The 19,828-nt window shown below is 48.2% G+C and carries 15 protein-coding genes; 1 reads left to right on the plus strand and 14 read right to left on the minus strand.

What is annotated here, in order from left to right:
* Position 1: 1 nt before the first annotated feature.
* From KIU71_RS13385 to KIU71_RS13420, 8 genes are all read right to left on the minus strand, one after another.
* Entirely contained in the window at positions 2–1,243 is a 1,242-nt protein-coding gene (locus KIU71_RS13385; RefSeq protein WP_214131797.1) for a sugar MFS transporter, read from the minus strand.
* A 168-nt stretch (positions 1,244–1,411) separates the two neighbouring features.
* The gene (locus KIU71_RS13390; protein ID WP_214131798.1) at positions 1,412–2,407 is read right to left on the minus strand and encodes a cupin-like domain-containing protein; all 996 of its coding nucleotides are present in this window, start codon (positions 2,405–2,407) and stop codon (positions 1,412–1,414) included.
* Positions 2,408–2,409: 2 nt separating this feature from the next.
* The gene (locus KIU71_RS13395) at positions 2,410–3,156 is read right to left on the minus strand and encodes a SapC family protein (protein ID WP_214131799.1); all 747 of its coding nucleotides are present in this window, start codon (positions 3,154–3,156) and stop codon (positions 2,410–2,412) included.
* A 9-nt stretch (positions 3,157–3,165) separates the two neighbouring features.
* Positions 3,166–4,725 (minus strand): tryptophan halogenase family protein, encoded by a 1,560-nt coding sequence (locus KIU71_RS13400; protein ID WP_214131800.1) that lies wholly within the window; start codon positions 4,723–4,725, stop codon positions 3,166–3,168.
* A 36-nt stretch (positions 4,726–4,761) separates the two neighbouring features.
* Positions 4,762–7,701: a TonB-dependent receptor gene (locus KIU71_RS13405; protein WP_214131801.1), complete on the minus strand. Its 2,940-nt coding sequence runs from the start codon at positions 7,699–7,701 to the stop codon at positions 4,762–4,764.
* A 67-nt stretch (positions 7,702–7,768) separates the two neighbouring features.
* Positions 7,769–10,954, minus strand: a complete 3,186-nt coding sequence (locus KIU71_RS13410) for a glycoside hydrolase family 16 protein (protein ID WP_214131802.1) — start codon at positions 10,952–10,954, stop codon at positions 7,769–7,771.
* Between the two features lie 208 nt (positions 10,955–11,162).
* A complete protein-coding gene (locus KIU71_RS13415) occupies positions 11,163–11,999 on the minus strand; it encodes a LytR/AlgR family response regulator transcription factor (protein ID WP_214131803.1) in 837 nt (278 codons plus the stop codon).
* A 4-nt stretch (positions 12,000–12,003) separates the two neighbouring features.
* Positions 12,004–13,116, minus strand: a complete 1,113-nt coding sequence (locus tag KIU71_RS13420) for a sensor histidine kinase (RefSeq protein ID WP_250207503.1) — start codon at positions 13,114–13,116, stop codon at positions 12,004–12,006.
* A 288-nt stretch (positions 13,117–13,404) separates the two neighbouring features.
* Between KIU71_RS13420 and KIU71_RS13425 the strand changes: the two genes are divergently transcribed.
* Positions 13,405–14,004, plus strand: coding sequence for a Yip1 family protein (locus KIU71_RS13425; RefSeq protein ID WP_214131804.1), 600 nt, complete (start codon positions 13,405–13,407; stop codon positions 14,002–14,004).
* A 54-nt stretch (positions 14,005–14,058) separates the two neighbouring features.
* Here the strand turns inward: KIU71_RS13425 and purF are convergent, their stop codons facing one another.
* From purF to truA, 6 genes are all read right to left on the minus strand, one after another.
* On the minus strand, positions 14,059–15,582 hold the full coding sequence (purF, locus tag KIU71_RS13430) for an amidophosphoribosyltransferase (protein WP_214131805.1): 1,524 nt from the start codon (positions 15,580–15,582) through the stop codon (positions 14,059–14,061).
* Positions 15,583–15,596: 14 nt separating this feature from the next.
* On the minus strand, positions 15,597–16,085 hold the full coding sequence (locus tag KIU71_RS13435) for a CvpA family protein (RefSeq protein WP_214131806.1): 489 nt from the start codon (positions 16,083–16,085) through the stop codon (positions 15,597–15,599).
* A gap of 116 nt (positions 16,086–16,201) precedes the next feature.
* The gene (locus KIU71_RS13440; protein WP_214131807.1) at positions 16,202–16,795 is read right to left on the minus strand and encodes an SPOR domain-containing protein; all 594 of its coding nucleotides are present in this window, start codon (positions 16,793–16,795) and stop codon (positions 16,202–16,204) included.
* 31 nt (positions 16,796–16,826) lie between these two features.
* Positions 16,827–18,095 carry a bifunctional tetrahydrofolate synthase/dihydrofolate synthase gene (gene folC, locus KIU71_RS13445; RefSeq protein WP_214131808.1) on the minus strand — a complete coding sequence of 423 codons (1,269 nt, stop codon included), beginning with the start codon at positions 18,093–18,095 and terminating at the stop codon, positions 16,827–16,829.
* Positions 18,095–18,937, minus strand: coding sequence for an acetyl-CoA carboxylase, carboxyltransferase subunit beta (gene accD / locus KIU71_RS13450; protein WP_214131809.1), 843 nt, complete (start codon positions 18,935–18,937; stop codon positions 18,095–18,097). The genes folC and accD overlap by 1 nt, the downstream gene beginning before the upstream one ends.
* A gap of 88 nt (positions 18,938–19,025) precedes the next feature.
* Entirely contained in the window at positions 19,026–19,808 is a 783-nt protein-coding gene (gene truA, locus KIU71_RS13455) for a tRNA pseudouridine(38-40) synthase TruA (protein WP_214131810.1), read from the minus strand.
* Positions 19,809–19,828: the final 20 nt, after the last annotated feature.

The raw sequence follows: 19,828 nt of genomic DNA on the forward strand, positions 1-19,828 counted from the left end.
TCTATTCGCTGATTAGGTTGACGCGTGATCCGTAAGCGCCGTAGTACGCAATATACAGATAACAGATAATAGGAAGTGCAAATGCCAATTGCAGACCAATCTGGTCTGCCAGCACACCTTGTAATAGCGGCACAATGGCACCACCCACAATCGCCAGACATAGGATGCCTGAGCCTTGGCTTGTGCTACCCTTTAAATCTTTCAGCGCCAGACTGAATATGGTCGGAAACATAATGGAATTGAATAATCCGACAGCGAGAATGGCCCACATCGCAGCGGGTCCAGAGAAACTGACTGCGCACAGAATGAGTCCAACCGCCATACATGCGTTGAATGTCAACACTTTAGCGGCGCTGATATACTGCATGACAACAGCGCCAATAAAGCGCCCTACCATGGCGCCCCCCCAATAATAGGCAATCACTTTTGACGCTTGCGCTTCGGTTAATCCTGCCACATCAGGCTGGGCCAAAAAGTTAACCAGAAAGCTGCCAATCGCAACCTCGGCTCCTACATAGACAAAAATCGCGATTGCACCCAGTGTTAAGTGCGAGTAGCGCCACGCTGATACGGCTGGCTTAGAGATATCGTTGTGCTGCGCCATTCTGGGTAATTTAAGCACTGCAAAAACGACGGCTAGTGCCAGTAGCGCGGCGGCGAGCAGTAGATAAGGAGTCTTGACTAATTCAGCTGACGTGATGATTTCACTCTCGACCCCACTGAAAATCAACCAAGCCCCAAAGAAAGGCGCAACCGTTGTACCCAAGGCATTAAAAGCCTGAGTCATGGTGAGTCGAGATGACGCTGTATCAGGTTTTCCCAATGCGGTTACATAGGGGTTAGCGGATACTTGCAAAATCGTGATGCCAGCCGCTAGCACGAATAGCGCAACCAAAAACAAACCATATATGTGCAGGTTGGCGGCAGGAATAAACATAAAACAGCCAAAACTGGCCGTCACCAGACCAGTAACAATGCCTAACTGATAGCCGATACGTCGTACAAGCGCGCCTGCCGGTATGGAAACAATGAAATACGCGCCAAAAAAACAAAACTGCACCAACATGGCTTGCGTATAGTTTAGGTCAAACGCTCCCTTCAAGTAGGGGATCAGAATATCGTTCAGGCAGGTGATAAAACCCCACATGAAAAACAACGTCGTTAATGAAATAAGGGCGAAGCGCTGATCACTCGACACGTCGACATGACTTTCACTGGCGGACGACATCGGTGACGACGCCATAAGCAATCTCCTAAAGTAGATTCGTGTTGTGGTATCCGAGGTTATAGTCGGTGATGCGATTTGTTATCGCAATGTAAATGCGATGTCAGGAAAAAACCGTGCGATACCTGCGACTCAATCTCAACTAGCTCGCCGAAGTGAGACATATTCACGATAAACCGTGCAGGGTTAACGATTAAGTCGCTGCATGATCTGCGCGCGCAGTCGGCGCGCCGAATCTTCATCCATACGGTTCAAAATTCCGCGTGCTGCATCAGGAATATGATGCTGTTCGTTAGCGTTGAACACATAGGTAGCGAACAATTCCTGCCAGTACTGACGCTGCGTTTCGGGTAAGTCTCGGATAGCAAGAACGGCATGAAACAATGCATCCATCGGTGCGCCGTGGAAAGCACTGACATCCCGCCACCAATAATTCTGCATGGCATTCACGGCGCTAAGTCCTTCAACACTGTGCCACCACATACCAGGAATAAACACGGCGTCGCCGGGAGCCAGCGTAGCCTCTAAAGCCACTTTTTCAGCCTCTTTATAGCGCGGAAACCGAGTGTAGTCAGGCGCACGCACGTCAACCAAACTAACTGGCTGTCCGGCGGGAGTATTGTCCAACGGCCCGATATATAAGTTAGCATGTTGTGCTGGCGGAAAAAGGGTAAATCGACGCTCACCAGCCATCACACAAGCCAAGTTATGCGTAGAATCATAGTGGGTTGCGATACGCGAGCGAGTGCCAATCCACAAGCTATTGATTGGCGCATCCTGCATTTCCTTTACACTATTCAGTTGCGCGAAGCGTGGCGCGATATACGACATCGCAACTGATCCTAGGTACATTGCATCAGAGGGTTGCCCCTGAGCAGCACTTTTCAAGGCATTCAAAAAACGGTGAAAGCTCATACGCTCGCGCGTGAAATTAAAACGGGTTAGATCATCGGTATAGAAAAAGCGACCTTCATTGCTAGCGACTGAATGCATCACCGTAACAGGAGCATCTACGCTACTGTGTCGCAGTTCCTCTAGCCAAGTACAGATATCTTGACTTGATGAAACCGCCGGCCAATGACGATTAAGCTGACGAAATACACAGGGAGATTGTCGCTCGCTAAGTGTTGCTAGCGCGACACTGTGCTCAGTTTCAGGTATCTCCTGTATGGCTTGTGGCACGGCTATTGTCCAATGCCAGCTGGCTGGTTGAATGCGTTTTGATAATCGATCAGGCGACTGAGGTTATTTGCCGACAGAACACAGCAGTATATCGCTTGCAAGTGCCCTTGGCTGTGGAGCACCTGTAAGGCATTGGCATCTAAACTGGCTAGATTTTCTTCATGGATCGTGTAAAGCGAATTCAGCGCGCGCGTTTCACCGTTATCCAAAGTCACAGTAATGTTCACAGATTCAAGTAATTGGTATTTGAGCAAGTTGTCTACCAGCAACGTTAACTGAGTGTGACCTACATGAATGGCATTCAGTGTTGAAGCTGCTTCTGTTAAATAGGCTGACTGACCGCCCTGTGGTAAAAAAATGTCGGTGCCACGATGGCGATTAACGCCGGGATGATGCATATCAATAAACACCACTGGCTCTTCCATCGGTACACCATTTTGTTCATGCGTTTGGAAACCAATCAAGAACGGCTGCCTGCGCAGGGTTAACGGCTTATTCTCAATGCGCCATTCGGGTTTATCCACGCACAAATTTTGCTGTTCCGAAAAACCGAAAACGGCGATAGCTTCAAACTTCCCCGTATCCGCTCTTTTTTGAAAAAACAATGGAAAGTACGTGTGTAACATACGGAATTCACTCGGGAACACGCGCGCAAATGATTGATTACGCTCCTGCTCTAAGCATTTATCCAAATCAATTTTGATGTCCTTATGCGTGACATTATCCAGTACTTGATGATTATCAGGCACAATTTACTCCTAAATCACGTGTAAGCCTTGTTGGCAGATGCGTTGGATTAATTCTCTGTTTTGCGGTAACCCGCGAGTTAACTTTGCGGTCAACTGGGCATTCTGCTGCATTAATTGCGCGGCATTTTGATGATCCGACAAAGCCTTGCGTTGCGTTGTGGGCGTTGTTAACGGATACCCCATTCCGTAAAGTACATATTGATAACTCGCTGAGGGGAAAACTTCATCAGTTTGGGTAAAGTCACCGTGATATGGACTTTGATATTGCCACAGCGCGAGCAGGTCGCGCAGCGAATCAGGCGTACTGTCATCCCGACAGTTATCAATCCAATAGTCAGTATCCGTGCGCTTAGTGAGAACATAGTGTAACTTCAGAAAATCAATGATCCGCTCCCAGCGATAGGTAAACTTTTGATTAAATCGCTTGGCAATGATGTCCATAGCCTGCCGGTTCGATGGCAGTTGCTCGGTCAACATCGTCGCGGCAAGCTCCACCAGCACCAATGCAGAGGCTTCTAGCGGTTCAAGAAACCCTGCGGAAAGTCCAATAGCCACACAGTTGTTGCGCCAAAACGTTTGCCTGTGCCCGGGAATAATATCGATTTTACGCACAGCAAGCGATTCACTTTGCGTACAGCCTGAATCCTTAACATAGTTCCGCAGGGTACGTTCTGCACCGTCGAGTGTTTCGTGTGCAGATGAAAACACATATCCCACGCCTTTGCGTGTAGGCAATCCAATATCCCAGATCCAACCATTGCTCTGCGCAGTAGCAATGGTATGTGAGGCAATCGGTGCATCTGGCGTCGTGTAAGGTACCTGAACAGCCAACGCAGTGTCGTTGAAGAGTATATCTTGACAACTGTTGAAGGGCACTTGGTAGTGCTGTCCTATTAACAATGCTTTGAATCCACTGCAATCGACGAACAAATCACCGGATATATCACCATGCTGTTTAGTACACACAGCAGCAATATCATTGTTAGGATGAGATTTCACTGCGACCACGTCATCCAGTACATGCCTCACACCCAGCTTTTCAACACAATGCTGCTGGAGAAAAGTGGTAAATTTGCCTGCATCTAGATGGTAGGCATAGTTTGCCACATGCGCGTACTCAGGCGTGGTAAATTGTTTTGGCGCTAATCCCAGTTCACAGAGTCTGGCTTGAAAAGAGACTGCATCAGCAAAAGGTATATCGCGGCACTGCTCAAGCCAATAAGGCACTAAATTTGTGTGTTGATACCCTTGCGGAAGCACCAAAGGATGATAATACGCATCCTCTTGTGCACCGGTAACCCAGCGTGCAAATTTAGCGCCCTGCTTAAATGAGGCGTCGGCAAAGCGAAAAAAGTCTGTCTCTCTAACACCAATGCGTTTTAAGGTGGCACGCATGGTTGGCCAGGTGCCTTCTCCGACGCCAATAGGCGGCACTGTGGGTGACTCAACTAGGCACACCTCTACGCCGGTGTCCGTATGACTCAAGTGCTCAACGGCGAGCAAACCAGCGGTCAACCAACCGCTAGTGCCGCCCCCCACAATGACGATTTTTTTAACCTCGTTATTCATCAATAGCCTCTGCACTCACCACGCAAAGTTGCAAGTTTAGAATGTGTACCGTGCGCCCAGCATATAGCGCGTACCATATTGTCTGGCGGCTAGGAACTGTTCTTCATAACGACCATAGATTTCTTCGGTTTCGTTGTTCAGGTTAATACCTTCAAAAAACACGGTCAGCTCATCGGTTACATCATAATTGGCACTCACATCCCATTGCCCGTATTCCTTTGCAAACTGCGGTGGGGCATCGGCGGAACCCGCCGCCTGACCAACACCAAGCAGATAGCTGTCGCGCCACGCATAAGTTACTTTAACTGACACACCGTGGTTTTCGTAAAATAATTGAAAATTAGCTGAGTCACTCAAACCCACCAATGGTGACTGTACACTCAGACTATTAACGTCAAATTCAACATCACCGTTCACAAATGTCGCATTCACACCCGCACCGAAGCCAGTCTCACCAAACAGATGTTGAACCGCGAACTCGATGCCATCAACGGCTTTGGTGTCACCATTGGTCGGTTGGCTCACCAACCACTCGATCAAGGGATCGGCTGCGCTTTGCTCAATCTGCCCATTCCCGTTCCCACCGCCATTAGCAATGATTTGATTAAAGATGGCTTCAACGGTTACCTGCTCCCCTCGTGCGGCAATATCAGCTTCTGCTTGCAGATAACGAGGCCCGCCAATAATATCGTACAAGCCGTCAACGGTGATCGTATTGAAGTCAGTCTGAATAAAATTCTTCACGTCTTTCTTAAAGTAACCGATCGCAGCATAACTGCCTTCATCGTAATACCACTCTAAGGACACATCAAAGTTAGTCGATTCAAACGGTTGCAGATTAGTGTTACCCGAGCTACCGCTACGCGCGCCAGGTTTAGGATTAGACGATAACGTGCGAATACCGGCAAGATTTCCCAATGGCGCGCGCGAAATGGTTTTACCGTAAGATAACCGACCTATCACATCCTCAGTAATTTCAAGGCTGAAATCCATGGTGGGAAGCAGTAAATCATGTTCACCTTCTGCCACAACAAAAGTATCTTCGATGTCTTGATACTGCAGTACCCACTCCGTTGAACTTGTCCAAACGACTTTGTCTTCCACGCGCTGTCGAACAGTAGAGGTAACGTCAGTTTCTTCATACCGTAGACCTAGATTCAAGAATGCTGGCATATCGTAAAGATCAAATTCAAGCTCAGCTTGCAAATACGCGCTCAGTGTTTCTTCCTGAACATTGGTTTCGCTATCGATACCATCAGCATAAGCATCGGCAACAAAATCATCACCGTAGAATGCGATATGACGCGCAATCGCTTCGTCATAGTCGTAGGTATAGTAGTAATTGGTCAACAAATCCGCGCCGCCGCCAGCAAACTGATCCAGAAAATCACCGGTATCATTTCGCGTAAACATCTGATCGGGCAGTATCGCTTGCACACCGTCGTAGCCGTCAATCCCTTGATTGCCACTGAAGCCGAACCGACCGCCTATGTTTTGGTCAGTATAGGCAACACCCGCTTTGATTCTCATTAACGGTGTGTCATAGGGGCTTATCCAGGTTGAATCGAGTTGCAATTGCTCCACGGTAGATTCGCCGGGTGAATTGAAGAACTGCGCAAACTGCGAATCGAAGTCAACCGGCTGAGCTTCGGTGTTATTGTCTGGCCAAAACAATTCCATTTGAGGAATATCGCCTTGGCTGAAATCATAGGTTTTTGACACTAGATTATTCGGCCCAAGTATAATGAACCCGTTGTTACCGCTGCCTTTATCAGCGCCGTCATCAACCTTATTTGACGAGTCGTGATAATCTAATTCAACGTGGACACTGTCGGTAATATTCCAGTCCATATTAAAGCCGATAGACTCAGCCGTTACTTTGGTTGTGCCTTTTCTAACCGTATGTGCATAATCATTGTTTGCTTCATTAAAGCGTATGGCCGTGCCGCGCTCGTCAAGTTCATAAGAGTTAATGTTCCCGCCAAAGTTAAACCACACGCCAAACGAGGTGCTTTCAGAGCCGGTTTCGGCTTCTGACGCGGTGTAATCGAGTGAGAGCGTCAGGTCATCAGTTGGTGCGTATTGCAATGTTAACTGGCCATTGGTGCGAGAACGCTCAAAATCAGCAACGGTATACCCTAGGTTCTGAGGCAAGAAATGATTGCCGATACGATTGCCCTCAGCGTCCACTGCCCGCGGGTCAATAAAATCTCCTTCGTCAAGATTGGGCAGCGCGACATTGGCTTTCCAACCATCAATTGCAGCGCCTTGTTGCTGAAAATGCCTAACTTGATGAGAGGCAGACAAGCTAATACCAAACGTGTCGTCAGCAAAAGTATCACTATAAATGGCGGCAACTTCCGGCGTGACGTCGTCACCTTTTTCATTTGAACTGTCATAGATGCCTTTCGCCGATATAGAATATTTTAAACCGGGATTGCTCAGTGGCTTGGCTGTTACGATATTGACTGTGGCGCCTAAGCCTCCACTGGGTAGTTCAGCCCGTGCTGTTTTGTAAACTTCCAGCGCGTTGATGCCCTCGGAAGACAGGTTTTCAAGATTATATGAACGCGTGTTGCCCGTTCCCGGCATTTGCCGCCCGTTCAGCGTGATCAGATTAAAATCCGGGCCGAAGCCTCGTACCGTGATCTGACTCCCCTCGCCGTTCGAACGACTGACGGAGACTCCCGTGATACGTTGCAACGACTCCGCAAGATTCGTATCAGGGAACTTTCCCATTTCCTCTGCCGAAATCGCATCGACAACACCGGCTGAACTGCGTTTGATATCCATCGACCGAATGAGGCTACCACGAATACCTTGCACTTGAATAACTTCAACATTCTGTTCTGCTTGCGCTGCGCTGGCATTCTCTGTGTCTGCTTCCTGAGCCAACACCGACGCTGTTGCAGCCGCGCCAAACACCAATGAAACGGCGGTAGCTAAACGGCTTTTGATCAATAATTTGCTTTTCATAATGGTCTACTTTTTTCAAATTTTTCGAGAGAGGGGCTATGCGGTCCCTCTGGTTCAGTCATGAAATTCACGGAGCTGTGATATACGCATTGTCTACGCGATAGACGGCACCATTACCCGTTGCCCAGGCAGGGAAAATCATCACTACGTCGATTTGAGAAATATCTAATCCAGCGTCAAAGAGGGTTTGCAGCGAGTAGCTATAGGTTTGCCATTCACCCACTACCGGCTCGGCGCCTTCGAGACTGTCGCTTAGCGCCAATTCAACGGCACTGGACGTGTCACCACTTTCAATCTTAAATAACCAGGTTGAATTGGGATCTAAAGGTGCAGATATCACCTTCATTTCGAACGTCACCATGCCATTTTGCAGCAGATTACTGGCATCAAAGTACACCCCCTCATCAGCCATAAACCCCATTACGGTTGGCTCGCTACCGATGGAAAACTCGGCTGTTACACCATGTGTTGCGTCATCTTCTATTTCAACTGGCGTGCTACCGCCACAGCAGTCCCAAATTGGCCACTCAGGATTGCTCGCATCTTTAAACAGTGTCAGCCCTTGCGGCTGCGGCACGCTGGTAGGGTCAAAGATCATCATGTTATCAATACGATATACGGCTCCATCACCGGTCCCCCACGCTGGGAAAACCATCACTACGTCAATCTGAGTCACATCAAGACCAGCATCAAATAGTGCTTGGAGCGAGTAGGTATACGTTTGCCATTCTCCAGTCACTGGCTCTTGACCTTCCTGACTATCAGCTAAAGGTAGCTCGACAGCCGTGGATGTATCACCTGATTCAATTTTGAATAGCCAAGTTGAGTCCGGATCGTTTGGTGCGTTAACAACCTTCATTTCAAACTGCACCACACCATTGGTCAGGAGTGTAGAAGCATCAAGATAAACATCATCATCCGCCAACAGTCCCATTACTGTGGGCGTGGCACCAATGGTAAATTCAGCGACTGCACCATGTTCAGTATCATCGGCTTCTATCGATGGGGTCGTACCGCCACAGCAATCCCAAATTGACCATTGCTCACGCGCCTCATCCGCAAACAGCACAAATCCACTGAAACCTGATGAGGCGTTGGGATCATAGATCCGCACATTATCAATTCGATAAATGGCACCATTACCGGTATCCCACGCTGGAAACATCATCAATACATCTATTGCGCTCACATCAAGTCCGGCATTGGCAAGGTCGGCTAATGTGAAGGTTACCGTTTGCCACGCGCCAACGGATGGCGATAAACCTTCAATCGATTCAGTCATGGGTAATTCGACGGCTGTCGCACCGTTATCACTCTCGACTTTAAACAGAAATATCGAATCCGCACTATCTGGCGCGTTCACGAGCTTGATATCGAACTGGATCACGCCATTGGAAAGAATTGCGGTCGCATCAAACGGACTAGCAACGCCGCCTTCAGCATTGATAAATTCGGCTCGCGAGATAAACCCCATCACCGTAGGCGCTGCGCCAATGACAAACTCAGCGACAGAGCCGTGCTCATCGTCATCAATTTCGACGGTTGGCATTGAGCCACCGCAGCAATCCCACAATGGCCAGTTGGGGTTTTCAGCATCGATAAATACATTAAGTTCAGGTGACGCAGCCCCGTTCCCATCACCAATTTTTACATTATCGACCCGATACACAGCCCCTTCTCCAGTGCTCCAGGCAGGGAAGATCATCACTACATCAATGGCGCTCACATCCAGCCCTGCATCAGCGAGAGCTTGTAGCGGAAAAGTGTAAGATTGCCACTCGCCAACTAAAGGCACTGCGCCCTCGCTGCTTGCAGACAACGGCAGTTCAACCGCTGTGGCCGCTCCCGCACTTTCAATTTTCATCAAAAATTCGCTGTCTGGATTGGCTGGCGCTGTGACGAGTTTCATATCAAACGTCAGTGCCTGTGTTGCCACGATACCTGAGGCATCAAAAGGACTAGGAACCCCATTGTCGTCGGTTAAAAACTCTTCTCGTGAAGTAAACCCCAACACGGTTGGCTCAGCACCCACGGTAAATTCGACCACATTGCCAAAAGGTGCATCGTCCATTTCAACCGTTGGCGTAGAGCCGCCGCAACAATCCCATAGCGCCCAGTTGGGATTGGGTTCATCTTCGAAAATAACGACGCTTGCAGAATCATCCAAACTAGGAATGGAAGGGATAGGTGCAGCTCCTTCAACTAATGCATCATCGGGATCTTTGTAGCCTTGACGAACCGTTTCACAACCGCGTCCTGTGAGAGGATCTGCCGCGCATTCGTACACTCGAATATAGTCAACCTGCATGGTTTGCCCCTCGGCAAATGCAGTAGCGTCGATGCCGCCCTCATTAACACTTTCCGGCCAGTTTCCGCCAACCGCCACGTTCATAATGAAGAAAAAATCCTGATCAAATGGTGCGTTTTCCCATTTCACCTCGAGATCGCCGCTAACGCTGTCAAAGTATTCAGCAAACCAGCCACGATGTTTAAGTCCGGCAGCTCTCCCCTGACTATCAAAGCGGAACTCCGAGCGCATTTGTGTGGCATATAGGTAACCATCCACATACCAGCGGATTTCGCCCTCTTGCCATTCTATCGCGTACGTGTGGAAGTCATCTGCGGGATTGACGCCTTCGGGGAACGCATAACCTTTTCCAGACGACGAATTGTCGGGAAATCCTTTACCATAGTGTAGAGTGCCGTAAATTCGATTCTCTTCAGTGCCTTCAAGCGTTTGCGTTTTCAAATTGACCGCTTCCATAATGTCAATCTCGCCAGAACGAGGCCATCCGCCATAGACTGAATCGGTTGGCATCATCCATAAGGCTGGCCAAGCGCCCTGCCCAAACGGCAGTTTCGCTCTGATTTCAAAGCGACCATAGGTAAAGTCAGCTTTGTTCTGAGAAACCAGTCGTGCAGATGTGTAAGGAAGCGGTTCGCCGTCTTGTGAAGGCAACGCGACAATATTCAGGTTACCGTCGGCAACAAATGAGTTAGCATCGGCATCGGTGTAACATTGCTTTTCGTTGTTGCCACCTCCAGCGCAATTGACTTCATGCGTCCAATTGTTTGAGTTAATCTCGTTGCCGTCGAATTCATCGCTCCAGACTAATTGCCAGTCGGAAACGGGCGCTGACACGTCAACTGACTCGAAGTCAGAGTCAGTGGTGGTGCTACCGCCACAGCTGATTAAACCGACAGTTGATGCAAGCACGCAAGCGGTCGCGAACGGTTTGACTGATATTTTCATTATAGTGTCCCAATCGTGGTGTGCGTTTGTCGCTCCAGCGAGGCACACGCTTGAGCAGCAAACATATCTTTAACAGATTAATTACAATTGCGTCGAGGATAGTGCGGTATGTACATTTGATTAACAATTCAAATGCGATGTCACGAAGTGAATTTGCGGTATCGCCGCAGAACGCGCGCAGCCTGCGATAAAACGAAACATTTTTACGTTAACCTGCAGAATGGCTTCGCGCGTTGATAATTGTTTGAATGGCAGAACTGTAGTTTCGACTGACTTTCAACGAAACGTTATTTCCCAAATCGAGAAGACTTTCGTTGTTGCGCAGCGGTTGTATACCTTTTACTTCATTAATGTTGATCAGTGTAGACTTATGGATGCGCTGAAACACCTTACTATCAAGCTCTGTTTCCAGCTTCTTCATGGTGATCCGCACGATGTAGTTTTCCTCGCGGGTGTGGATACACATGTAATCACCAGCCGCGTCAATCCATTGAATATCAGCCACATTAACAAATACTTTTTGATGATCTGAGTTTTTCAAAACCAACTCCTGCCGAAACGGCGTTGGTAGGGGTTTATCAGAACCCAGCCAGTTCTCCAGCTCAGAGATAGCGAGCCCAGATGTATCTCCTAACGCCTTGAGCAACCTGAATTTTTCCTGCTCCTGCGCCTGAGATCCATATCGAACCCGGAGTCGTTCAACGGCCTGTTGCAGTCTGTGTAAGCTGGCAGGTTTTAGAATGTAATCGATGGCGCTGACTTCAAAGGCGGCGACAGCATAATCACTGTATGCGCTCACGAATACCACCAGCGGCATACTATCACTCTGTAGCGCTTGCACCACTTCGATACCGTTGATCCCCGGCAATTTCAGATCGATAAACAACACATCGGGTTGAAGTTTCTGGCAAAGTCTTATCGCATCATCGCCATCTGCAGCTTCACCGATCACCTTGATGCCCGCAATTTTGTCCAAACGCAAGCATAACCCTTCAATAGCCAATGGCTCGTCATCAACAACGAGCGCAGTTAGTACTTTAGTCATTCGTTTATCTCACGTGTTTAAACGGCATCGATAGCTTAACCTCAGCCATTTCTTCATGCTCCAAAAGCTCTACGCTAGTCCTACCACCAAAAAAGGTATCCAGACGTTCCCGCGTATTTTGCAAACCAATCCCAAACCCTTTCGGTAAATCTACCGCATTATCATGGCGTGTATTAATCACGCTGATGACCAGCGTATCGCTTAGTACATCGGCGCGTATACTGATGACCCCGCCTTTTTTACATGACTCAATCCCGTATTTAATCGCATTTTCGACTATCGGTTGGAGTAACATGTTTGGCAATAAAGCACTTTGGGCAGACGTTGATATATCAAAGTCGACATTGAGACGATTCGAAAAACGCACTTCTTCAATGGATAAATACAGCCTAACCAGCTTGATATCGTCACTGAGTGTACAGGTTTCACTGCCGGTATTTTCAAGAGAATAGCGAAAGAACTCGCACAGTTTATCCAACATTTCGTTGGCGTCGTCATTTTCACGTTTCAGTATCAATGTTGATATCGCATTTAAAGTATTGAACATAAAATGCGGATTGAGTTGATAGCGCAGCATTTGAAGCTGAGACTCTTTAGCAAGGGTTTGAGTGCGCAGCAACATCTGATGTTCTGTTTGCAGTCGGTTGTTGTACAGCATGATAAAAAATATCGCAGTAAATACGAATAGCGTCGCGATGGAAAAGAGTAACCATCCACCAAACTCTAACATGCTTAGGTGCTCGTACCACACCTGCTGATAAATAATCGCTTTGTAAGACGCCAGCTTAATGACGTTTAAAACAATACCTAGCGCCGCGGCTGAGACAAAGCTCAATACCAAAGCTAAATTCAGCGGCTTGTGAATAACACGGCGAATGAAAGCCCATTGCACACATGACAGTGCAAACCCACTGAGTGTCTCAACACAGAGGTGAATCAATTGCCCAGTAAGGTCAAAATCCGCAAAGTCAAATTGTGGTCGAATAATGGCTAAGAAAACAATAATGAAATAGCCTACCCAGCCAAATATTTGCAATGACCAAAATTGCTGTTGTGTGGTTGTAAAACCTTGGATATCACCGGGCATATCGGAGACGCTTTGTATCGCAGTACTCATGTGACGGCTCCTCATTTCACGTAAACAGTATTCAGAACATGCGCTACGATACTATGCAAACGTCACACACGCTATTCCCCCCTGAAACAAAAAAAGCGCACCAGACAGAATAATTAGTCATTGCTACTTGACGATATTTTACACATCCCGCAAAATCAATGTTAACTCATTGTTAATTATTAAAACTTTGATTACATTGCAGTGGGTTATTTAACCACCGCACTGACGTATAGCAATAAGACGCCCTTAAGTAGCGTTTATGAACCCGTCTTCAGGAGACTAACAACGATGATACTAAATCACTTGTGGGGAATTTATGCGCATCCCAAAGAAGAGTGGCAATCAATCGACGCTCGGCATGAGAGTTTCTTTTATGCGCTGAGTCATATCGCAATTATTGCGTTGATACCCGCGATAACAGGCTATTACAGCGCCGCGCATATCGGTTGGAGCGTGGGTGTGGGTGACGTCATCAAGCTGACTCAACAAAGCGCCCTGACAATGAGTATTGCCATGTACTTTGGTTTGATAGCAGGCGTAGTCGCGCTCGCTATCTTGGCCCATGAGCTTGCAAAAGCGTTCGATGAATTTCCAACTTACACGCAATCGCTTGAATTGGCGGCATACACTGCTACCCCATTGTTTATGGTTGGCTTTGCCGCCCTCTATCCCGTCCTGTGGTTTGTCATGGCTGTGGGCTTGGTTGGATTAACGTATTCTGTGTATCTACTTTATTCGGGTGTGCCGATAATGATGCATATCCATCAAGATAAGGGCTTTATCTATTCCAGTTCTGTAGTGACTTGTGGTCTGGTCCTACTGGTAATTCTGATGACCGGCAGTGTGTTGCTGTGGGGAATGGGCATGGGCCCGGTTTATACGCACTGACCCTTTGCAGGGCCATTGTTGAAAGTTAAACGCCAGCATTCGCTGGCGTTTTTTTTAATCCATCTGGTCAAAGTTATGCACGTCCAGATTGCTGAGCTCTGCTTGCACCACAGGGGCCTTTTTGGATTTTTCACTGCGCGCCGCATCGACACTCTCTAAGTAGCGCTGATCCACGTCGCCCGTAATATAGTTTCCATCAAACACCGAGGTTTCAAACCGCTGAATATCGCTATTTTCCTGCTTAACCGCACTGACTAAGTCAGGCAGATCTTGGAAAATCAGACCGTCCGCTTGAATTAAGTCACTGATTTGGTCGATTTCTCTACCATAGGCAACCAATTCGTTGGCGGAAGGCATATCGATTCCGTAGACATTGGGGAAGCGAATTTCAGGCGCCGCTGAAGCAAAATAGACTTTTTTTGCCCCCGACTCTCGTGCCATTTCGATAATCTGACTTGACGTGGTACCGCGTACAATTGAATCGTCAACCAGCAATACATTCTTACCTTTGAATTCGGATGAAATCGCGTTTAACTTCTTACGCACTGATTTTTTTCGCATGGTTTGGCCGGGCATAATAAACGTGCGACCAATGTAGCGATTTTTAACGAAGCCTTGGCGATAAGGTAGTTCCAAGGTATTCGCGATTTGCAATGCCACGTCCATGGAAGTTTCTGGGATTGGAATAACAACATCAATTTCTTTATCCGCCCACTCACGCTTAATCTTCTCGCCCAGTTTAACGCCCATATTAACGCGTGACGCATACACAGAAATACCGTCGATAAATGAATCGGGTCTGGCAAAGTAAACAAACTCAAAAATGCACGGCGCTGTCATTGGCTCAACGGCACACTGCTGAGTATGCAGCTGCCCCTGCTCCGTAATGTAAACCGCTTCACCCGGTGCAACATCGCGAACAAACGTAAACCCTACGGCATCCAGAGCAACACTTTCAGACGCGACCATGTACTCTTCACCAAGTTCACTGATTCGTTTTCCCAGTGCCAATGGTCGGATACCATTGGGGTCGCGAAAGGCTAAAATGCCGTGCCCAATAATGGCAGCGACAACCGCATAAGCGCCGCGAATTTTCCCGTGAACCGTACTGACGACTTTGAAAAAATCGGCGGGAGATAGCACATCGTTGCTCACATTCTGCAGCTCGTGAGCTAGTATGTTAAGCAATAATTCAGAGTCGGACGTTGTGTTGATGTGACGACGGGCAATGCGTGAAACTTCTTTCTGCAAAACCTCTGAGTTAGTCAGATTACCGTTGTGCGCAAATGCGATACCGAAGGGTGAATTCACATAAAAAGGCTGAGCTTCTGCCGAGCTTGACGAACCCGCTGTTGGATAACGGCAGTGGCCAATACCCATATTTCCGGTGAGACGCTTCATATGCCGTGTGTGAAACACGTCTCTGACCAAACCATTGGCTTTACGAAGGTTAAACACGTTATTCTCAATCGTCATGATGCCAGCAGCATCCTGACCACGGTGCTGTAATACGGTCAAACCATCATAGAGTGACTGAGCAACCCCAGTTCTGCCAACAATCCCCACAATACCACACATGCGATTTTACCTACTCAATTTGACGTTAAGAAGCTAGAGCTACCTTCCATGTATTGAAAAAACCATTCAATAATGACAGCAAACTCAGGAACTAGAACAGATGAAGCCCACCAATCAGACGATGCTGCCGGTGTAAACGTATCCATAAAAAATAATAATGCGCTGACGATCAAGACCCCACGCAATGCACCAAACACAGCACCCAGGGCTCTGTCTGTGCCACTCAGCCCCGTGGCGTGTACAAGCTGACTGAATACATAGTTCACCAAAGCGCCTACCAACAATGTGGCAATAAACAAAATAGCGATGGCGACACCATTGCGCAACAGTTCGTCGGTGATCCGTGTTAGATAGACCGCGATGTCAGGATAAAACTGGCTGGCAACAAATAACGCGGAAAACCAGACTGCCAGTGAAATAGCTTCCTTGACAAAGCCACGGATTACGCTGATCACCGTAGACAAGGCGACGATGCCAAGAATGGCGAAATCAAACCAGTTCATTCGTGCGTCGCTTTCATCATAGTAAGGAAGGGATACCTCATCAGAATGGCGCGCATTCTATCAGAACCGAACACGAATACCAATCTACAAACGGCGTCGTGAATGGGGTAAATTATTTACACTTTAAACTCAGTGATTTTGCCGCTTAAGCCCGTGATCTGTTTCAAATGCGGTAAAGCATCCTGCAGTTTTTGACGCTGCAAGTCTGGCCCGACAAACACCTTTGTTAAACGCCCGACACTGGTTTCCACTGGCTTACTGTACGCTCGGTATCCGGCATCTTCTAATTTATCCAGAAGCTCACGCACGTTTTTTTGGTGCCGGAAGCTGCCTAATTGTACTACCCAACCAGCACCATCTTGTTCTGCTGCCGTGTCACGTTCAATGTTGGTTTGTTGCTTTAAATCAGCGTTTGGTTGGCCGTTGGTTGGTGCAGCCGTTTCTGGCTCCACCGGTTCTGACCCAGAGAATTGTTCATCCAGCGGTTGCTCATCAACGATTTCCAAAGGTCGAGATGCCGCTGCAGCCACTTCTTCGGAGGGGAACTCTTTAGGCTGAACCAACGCTTTACGATCAGGCGGCGTCGGCACAGCCACAAACGTAGTATTGCTTTCGGACTTTTGCCCATCTAACAGATCGGGCAGAAAAATGACCGCCAACGCAACGATCACAATAGTTCCCACGAGTCGATTTTGTAATGCGTTTGACAAAAAACTTACCTCAGCTCAGCGAATGCCAATATTATAGGCGTTGTTGACCTGATAATGTCAACAAATCAGCGACAGTAACAAAGGAACCAAAGACTAACACCGTATCAGCGGGGCGTAACATCGACTTGAGTTCTTTAACGGCGTATTCGACGGAGTCAAACTCTCCGACAACTCTCTGACTGGCAAGCACTTGCCCCAGTTCGTGTGATTTTGCAGCACGAGGACTGTCTAAACTGACGGTTAACCAACGCGGTTGCAGGTCAAAAAAATGCGACAGGGTTTCTTCAATGGCTTTGTCTTTCATCATACCGACGATAATGTAAAGTGTTCCGCCACTTAGGACAGGTTCCAATTGCTTACGCAAATGTTGTGCAGCATGCGGATTATGACCCACGTCTGCGAACCAGTTCGGGGCTTGCTTCAGCCATTGCAGCCTGCCAGGTAACTTGGTTTCCTGAAGTAAACGATGCAGTTCGGTGGCATGCTCAGTAAACCATGCCAGATGCCCCAATTGCTGAAGCACCGCCAATGCGGTAGCCATATTTTCCAGAGGTAGCATCGGCAACGGCAGAGCCGAAAGTTGAAACTCATCGGACCGCCACGTCCATGCGTTCTCATGAGGCTGCGTAAAGGTAAACGAATGGCCTTTTTGCAAGACCTTGTTGGATAGCTTGCGAGCGGCAGCAGTTAACGTATCCGGTGGATCAGCGTCACCAATCACGAGCGGGATATCGGGGCGAAAAATACCGGCTTTTTCAATCGCTATGAGCGATCGCGTATCGCCCAGGTAAGCTTGGTGATCAACCCCGATCGAGGTTATTACAGCAATATCGGCATCGATAATATTAGTGGCATCCAACCGCCCGCCCAAGCCCACTTCCAACATCATATAATCTGGCTGTGCATTATTCAGCAGCAACAACGCAGCAAGCGTACCAAATTCAAAGTAAGTGAGTGTTTCGTCGCCTCGGGCCCTTTCAATACGCAGAAAGGCTTGGCACACATCATCCGCGCTGACGTTATCACCGTTGATGCGAATGCGTTCTTCGTAATCAATCAAGTGCGGCGAGCTATATACGCCAACCTTGTAACCTTTGGCTTGCAGAGCGGCCTCAAGAAATCGACAAGTCGACCCTTTGCCGTTGGTTCCGCCCACTGTGATCACAGTCGTGCTGTTCCATTGAAGCTGAAACCGCTGATAGACGCGTCGAATACGATCGAGCGTCATATCTATTTCGGTGGGATGGATCGCGAGAAGGTAATCTAACCAGTGAGCAAGAGGCCAATTCGACTGATTCATCAATGTCGATGTAGTTTTGTGAGTAACGAATGCAACGTGTCGCGCATTTCTCGGCGATCCACAATCATGTCGATAGCACCTTTTTCGAGCAAAAACTCACTGCGTTGAAAGCCTGGCGGCAAGGTTTCACGTACCGTCTGTTCGATGACGCGAGGCCCAGCAAAACCAATTAACGCTTTCGGCTCCGCCACATTAATATCGCCTAGCATCGCAAGGCTGGCTGATACGCCGCCCATCGTAGGGTCGGTTAACACTGAAATAAACGGTAAGCCGCGTTTGCTCATTTTAGCCAATGCGGCACTGGTTTTGGCCATTTGCATCAGTGAAAATAGCGCCTCTTGCATGCGCGCGCCGCCACTGGCTGAAAAGCAAATGAGCGGCATGTTGTGCTCTAAACATTCATTCACGGCCGCCACGAAGCGCGCCCCCACAACTGACGCCATTGAGCCACCCATAAAACTGAACTCAAAACAGGCTACCACCACCGGCATTCCTTTGATTTTACCGCGCATGACGACCATTGCGTCTTTTTCGTCAGTCGATTTCTGCGCGGCGACAATCCGGTCCTTGTAGCGCTTTGAATCTTTAAATTTAAGCACATCTTGCGGCTCTAAATCGGCTGCTAATTCTTTTCTGTCTGTTGCGTCGAGCAAACTATCAATACGCTTGCGAGCCTTGATGCGCATGTGATGATCACATTTTGGACACACTTCAAGCAACTTTTCCAATTCAGAGCGGTACAATACTGCGTCGCAGGCAGAACATTTTGTCCAAACGCCTTCGGGAACATTTCCTTTCGTCGAGGTTTGTGTACGTGGAAGGATCTTTTGTATCCAGCTCATTCAATACTGTCCTGTTGTTGTGTCGACTTTTATGTACTTATTAGACCACACTATGCGACACGGTGAAAAATAAAACTGGTCTTAGAAGTCAGGAGAGAAACAGGGGGCCTGGTCGGTAACACGGAATATCGTACGCTGCTGCATAATTAACTTGGACCAAATACAGGCCATGCGGTTTTGCAGTGGGCGCAGCCTGAGTACGATCTCTGGATTCCAGCAGCGTGTTAATCCACCCTTCAGGTTTCTCCTTGCAACCCACCACAATCAATGAGCCGGTAATGTTGCGCACCATGTGGTGAAGGAAAGCGTTCGCTTCCACATCGATAACGACGTACTCGCCCAAACGACGGACGGAAATGTTTTTTAATTGACGCCATGGAGATGCCGATTGGCAGTGAGCGGCTCTAAACGCACTGTAGTCATGCTCTCCCACCAGACATTGTGCGGCGCTGTGCATGATGTCTGCATCTAAAGGGCGATATTCGTGCGTGATCCCGCCATTCAAAATACCGGGACGCAATCGTGTGTTTTGAATGACGTAGCGATAACGACGCGTAATCGCTGAAAAACGGGCATGAAAATCTTTTCCTGTACGTTTCACCCATCGCACTGCAATACCGTCAGGTAGATTAGTGTTAACTCCCATGGTCCATGCTCGATCGGGGCGATCAATGGGTGCGTCGAAGTGCACCACCTGGCCGGTTGCATGGACGCCCGCGTCAGTGCGTCCGGCGCAATGCACACCAATAGGTTGATTGGCTATCTTGCTCAATGCTTGCTCAAGTGCGCCTTGCACTGTCTTCACATCAGCTTGGCGCTGCCAACCGCAAAATTCAGCACCATCGTATTCAACACCTAAAACGATGCGCAATGCGAACCTCGTGTATTTGA

Source organism: Alteromonas oceanisediminis (assembly GCF_018474025.1).
GTDB classification, from domain to species: domain Bacteria; phylum Pseudomonadota; class Gammaproteobacteria; order Enterobacterales; family Alteromonadaceae; genus Alteromonas_E; species Alteromonas_E oceanisediminis.

What these genes read in the sequence shown, in the direction of transcription:
- KIU71_RS13410 (WP_214131802.1), bottom strand. Translation starts at nt 10,954, where the DNA reads ATGAAAATATCAGTCAAACCGTTCGCGACCGCTTGCGTGCTTGCATCA.
- folC (WP_214131808.1), bottom strand. Translation starts at nt 18,095, where the DNA reads ATGAATCAGTCGAATTGGCCTCTTGCTCACTGGTTAGATTACCTTCTC.
- purF (WP_214131805.1), bottom strand. Translation starts at nt 15,582, where the DNA reads ATGTGTGGTATTGTGGGGATTGTTGGCAGAACTGGGGTTGCTCAGTCA.
- KIU71_RS13435 (WP_214131806.1), bottom strand. Translation starts at nt 16,085, where the DNA reads ATGAACTGGTTTGATTTCGCCATTCTTGGCATCGTCGCCTTGTCTACG.
- KIU71_RS13405 (WP_214131801.1), bottom strand. Translation starts at nt 7,701, where the DNA reads ATGAAAAGCAAATTATTGATCAAAAGCCGTTTAGCTACCGCCGTTTCA.
- KIU71_RS13400 (WP_214131800.1), bottom strand. Translation starts at nt 4,725, where the DNA reads ATGAATAACGAGGTTAAAAAAATCGTCATTGTGGGGGGCGGCACTAGC.
- KIU71_RS13385 (WP_214131797.1), bottom strand. Translation starts at nt 1,243, where the DNA reads ATGGCGTCGTCACCGATGTCGTCCGCCAGTGAAAGTCATGTCGACGTG.
- KIU71_RS13415 (WP_214131803.1), bottom strand. Translation starts at nt 11,999, where the DNA reads ATGACTAAAGTACTAACTGCGCTCGTTGTTGATGACGAGCCATTGGCT.
- accD (WP_214131809.1), bottom strand. Translation starts at nt 18,937, where the DNA reads ATGAGCTGGATACAAAAGATCCTTCCACGTACACAAACCTCGACGAAA.
- KIU71_RS13425 (WP_214131804.1), top strand. Translation starts at nt 13,405, where the DNA reads ATGATACTAAATCACTTGTGGGGAATTTATGCGCATCCCAAAGAAGAG.
- KIU71_RS13420 (WP_250207503.1), bottom strand. Translation starts at nt 13,116, where the DNA reads ATGAGTACTGCGATACAAAGCGTCTCCGATATGCCCGGTGATATCCAA.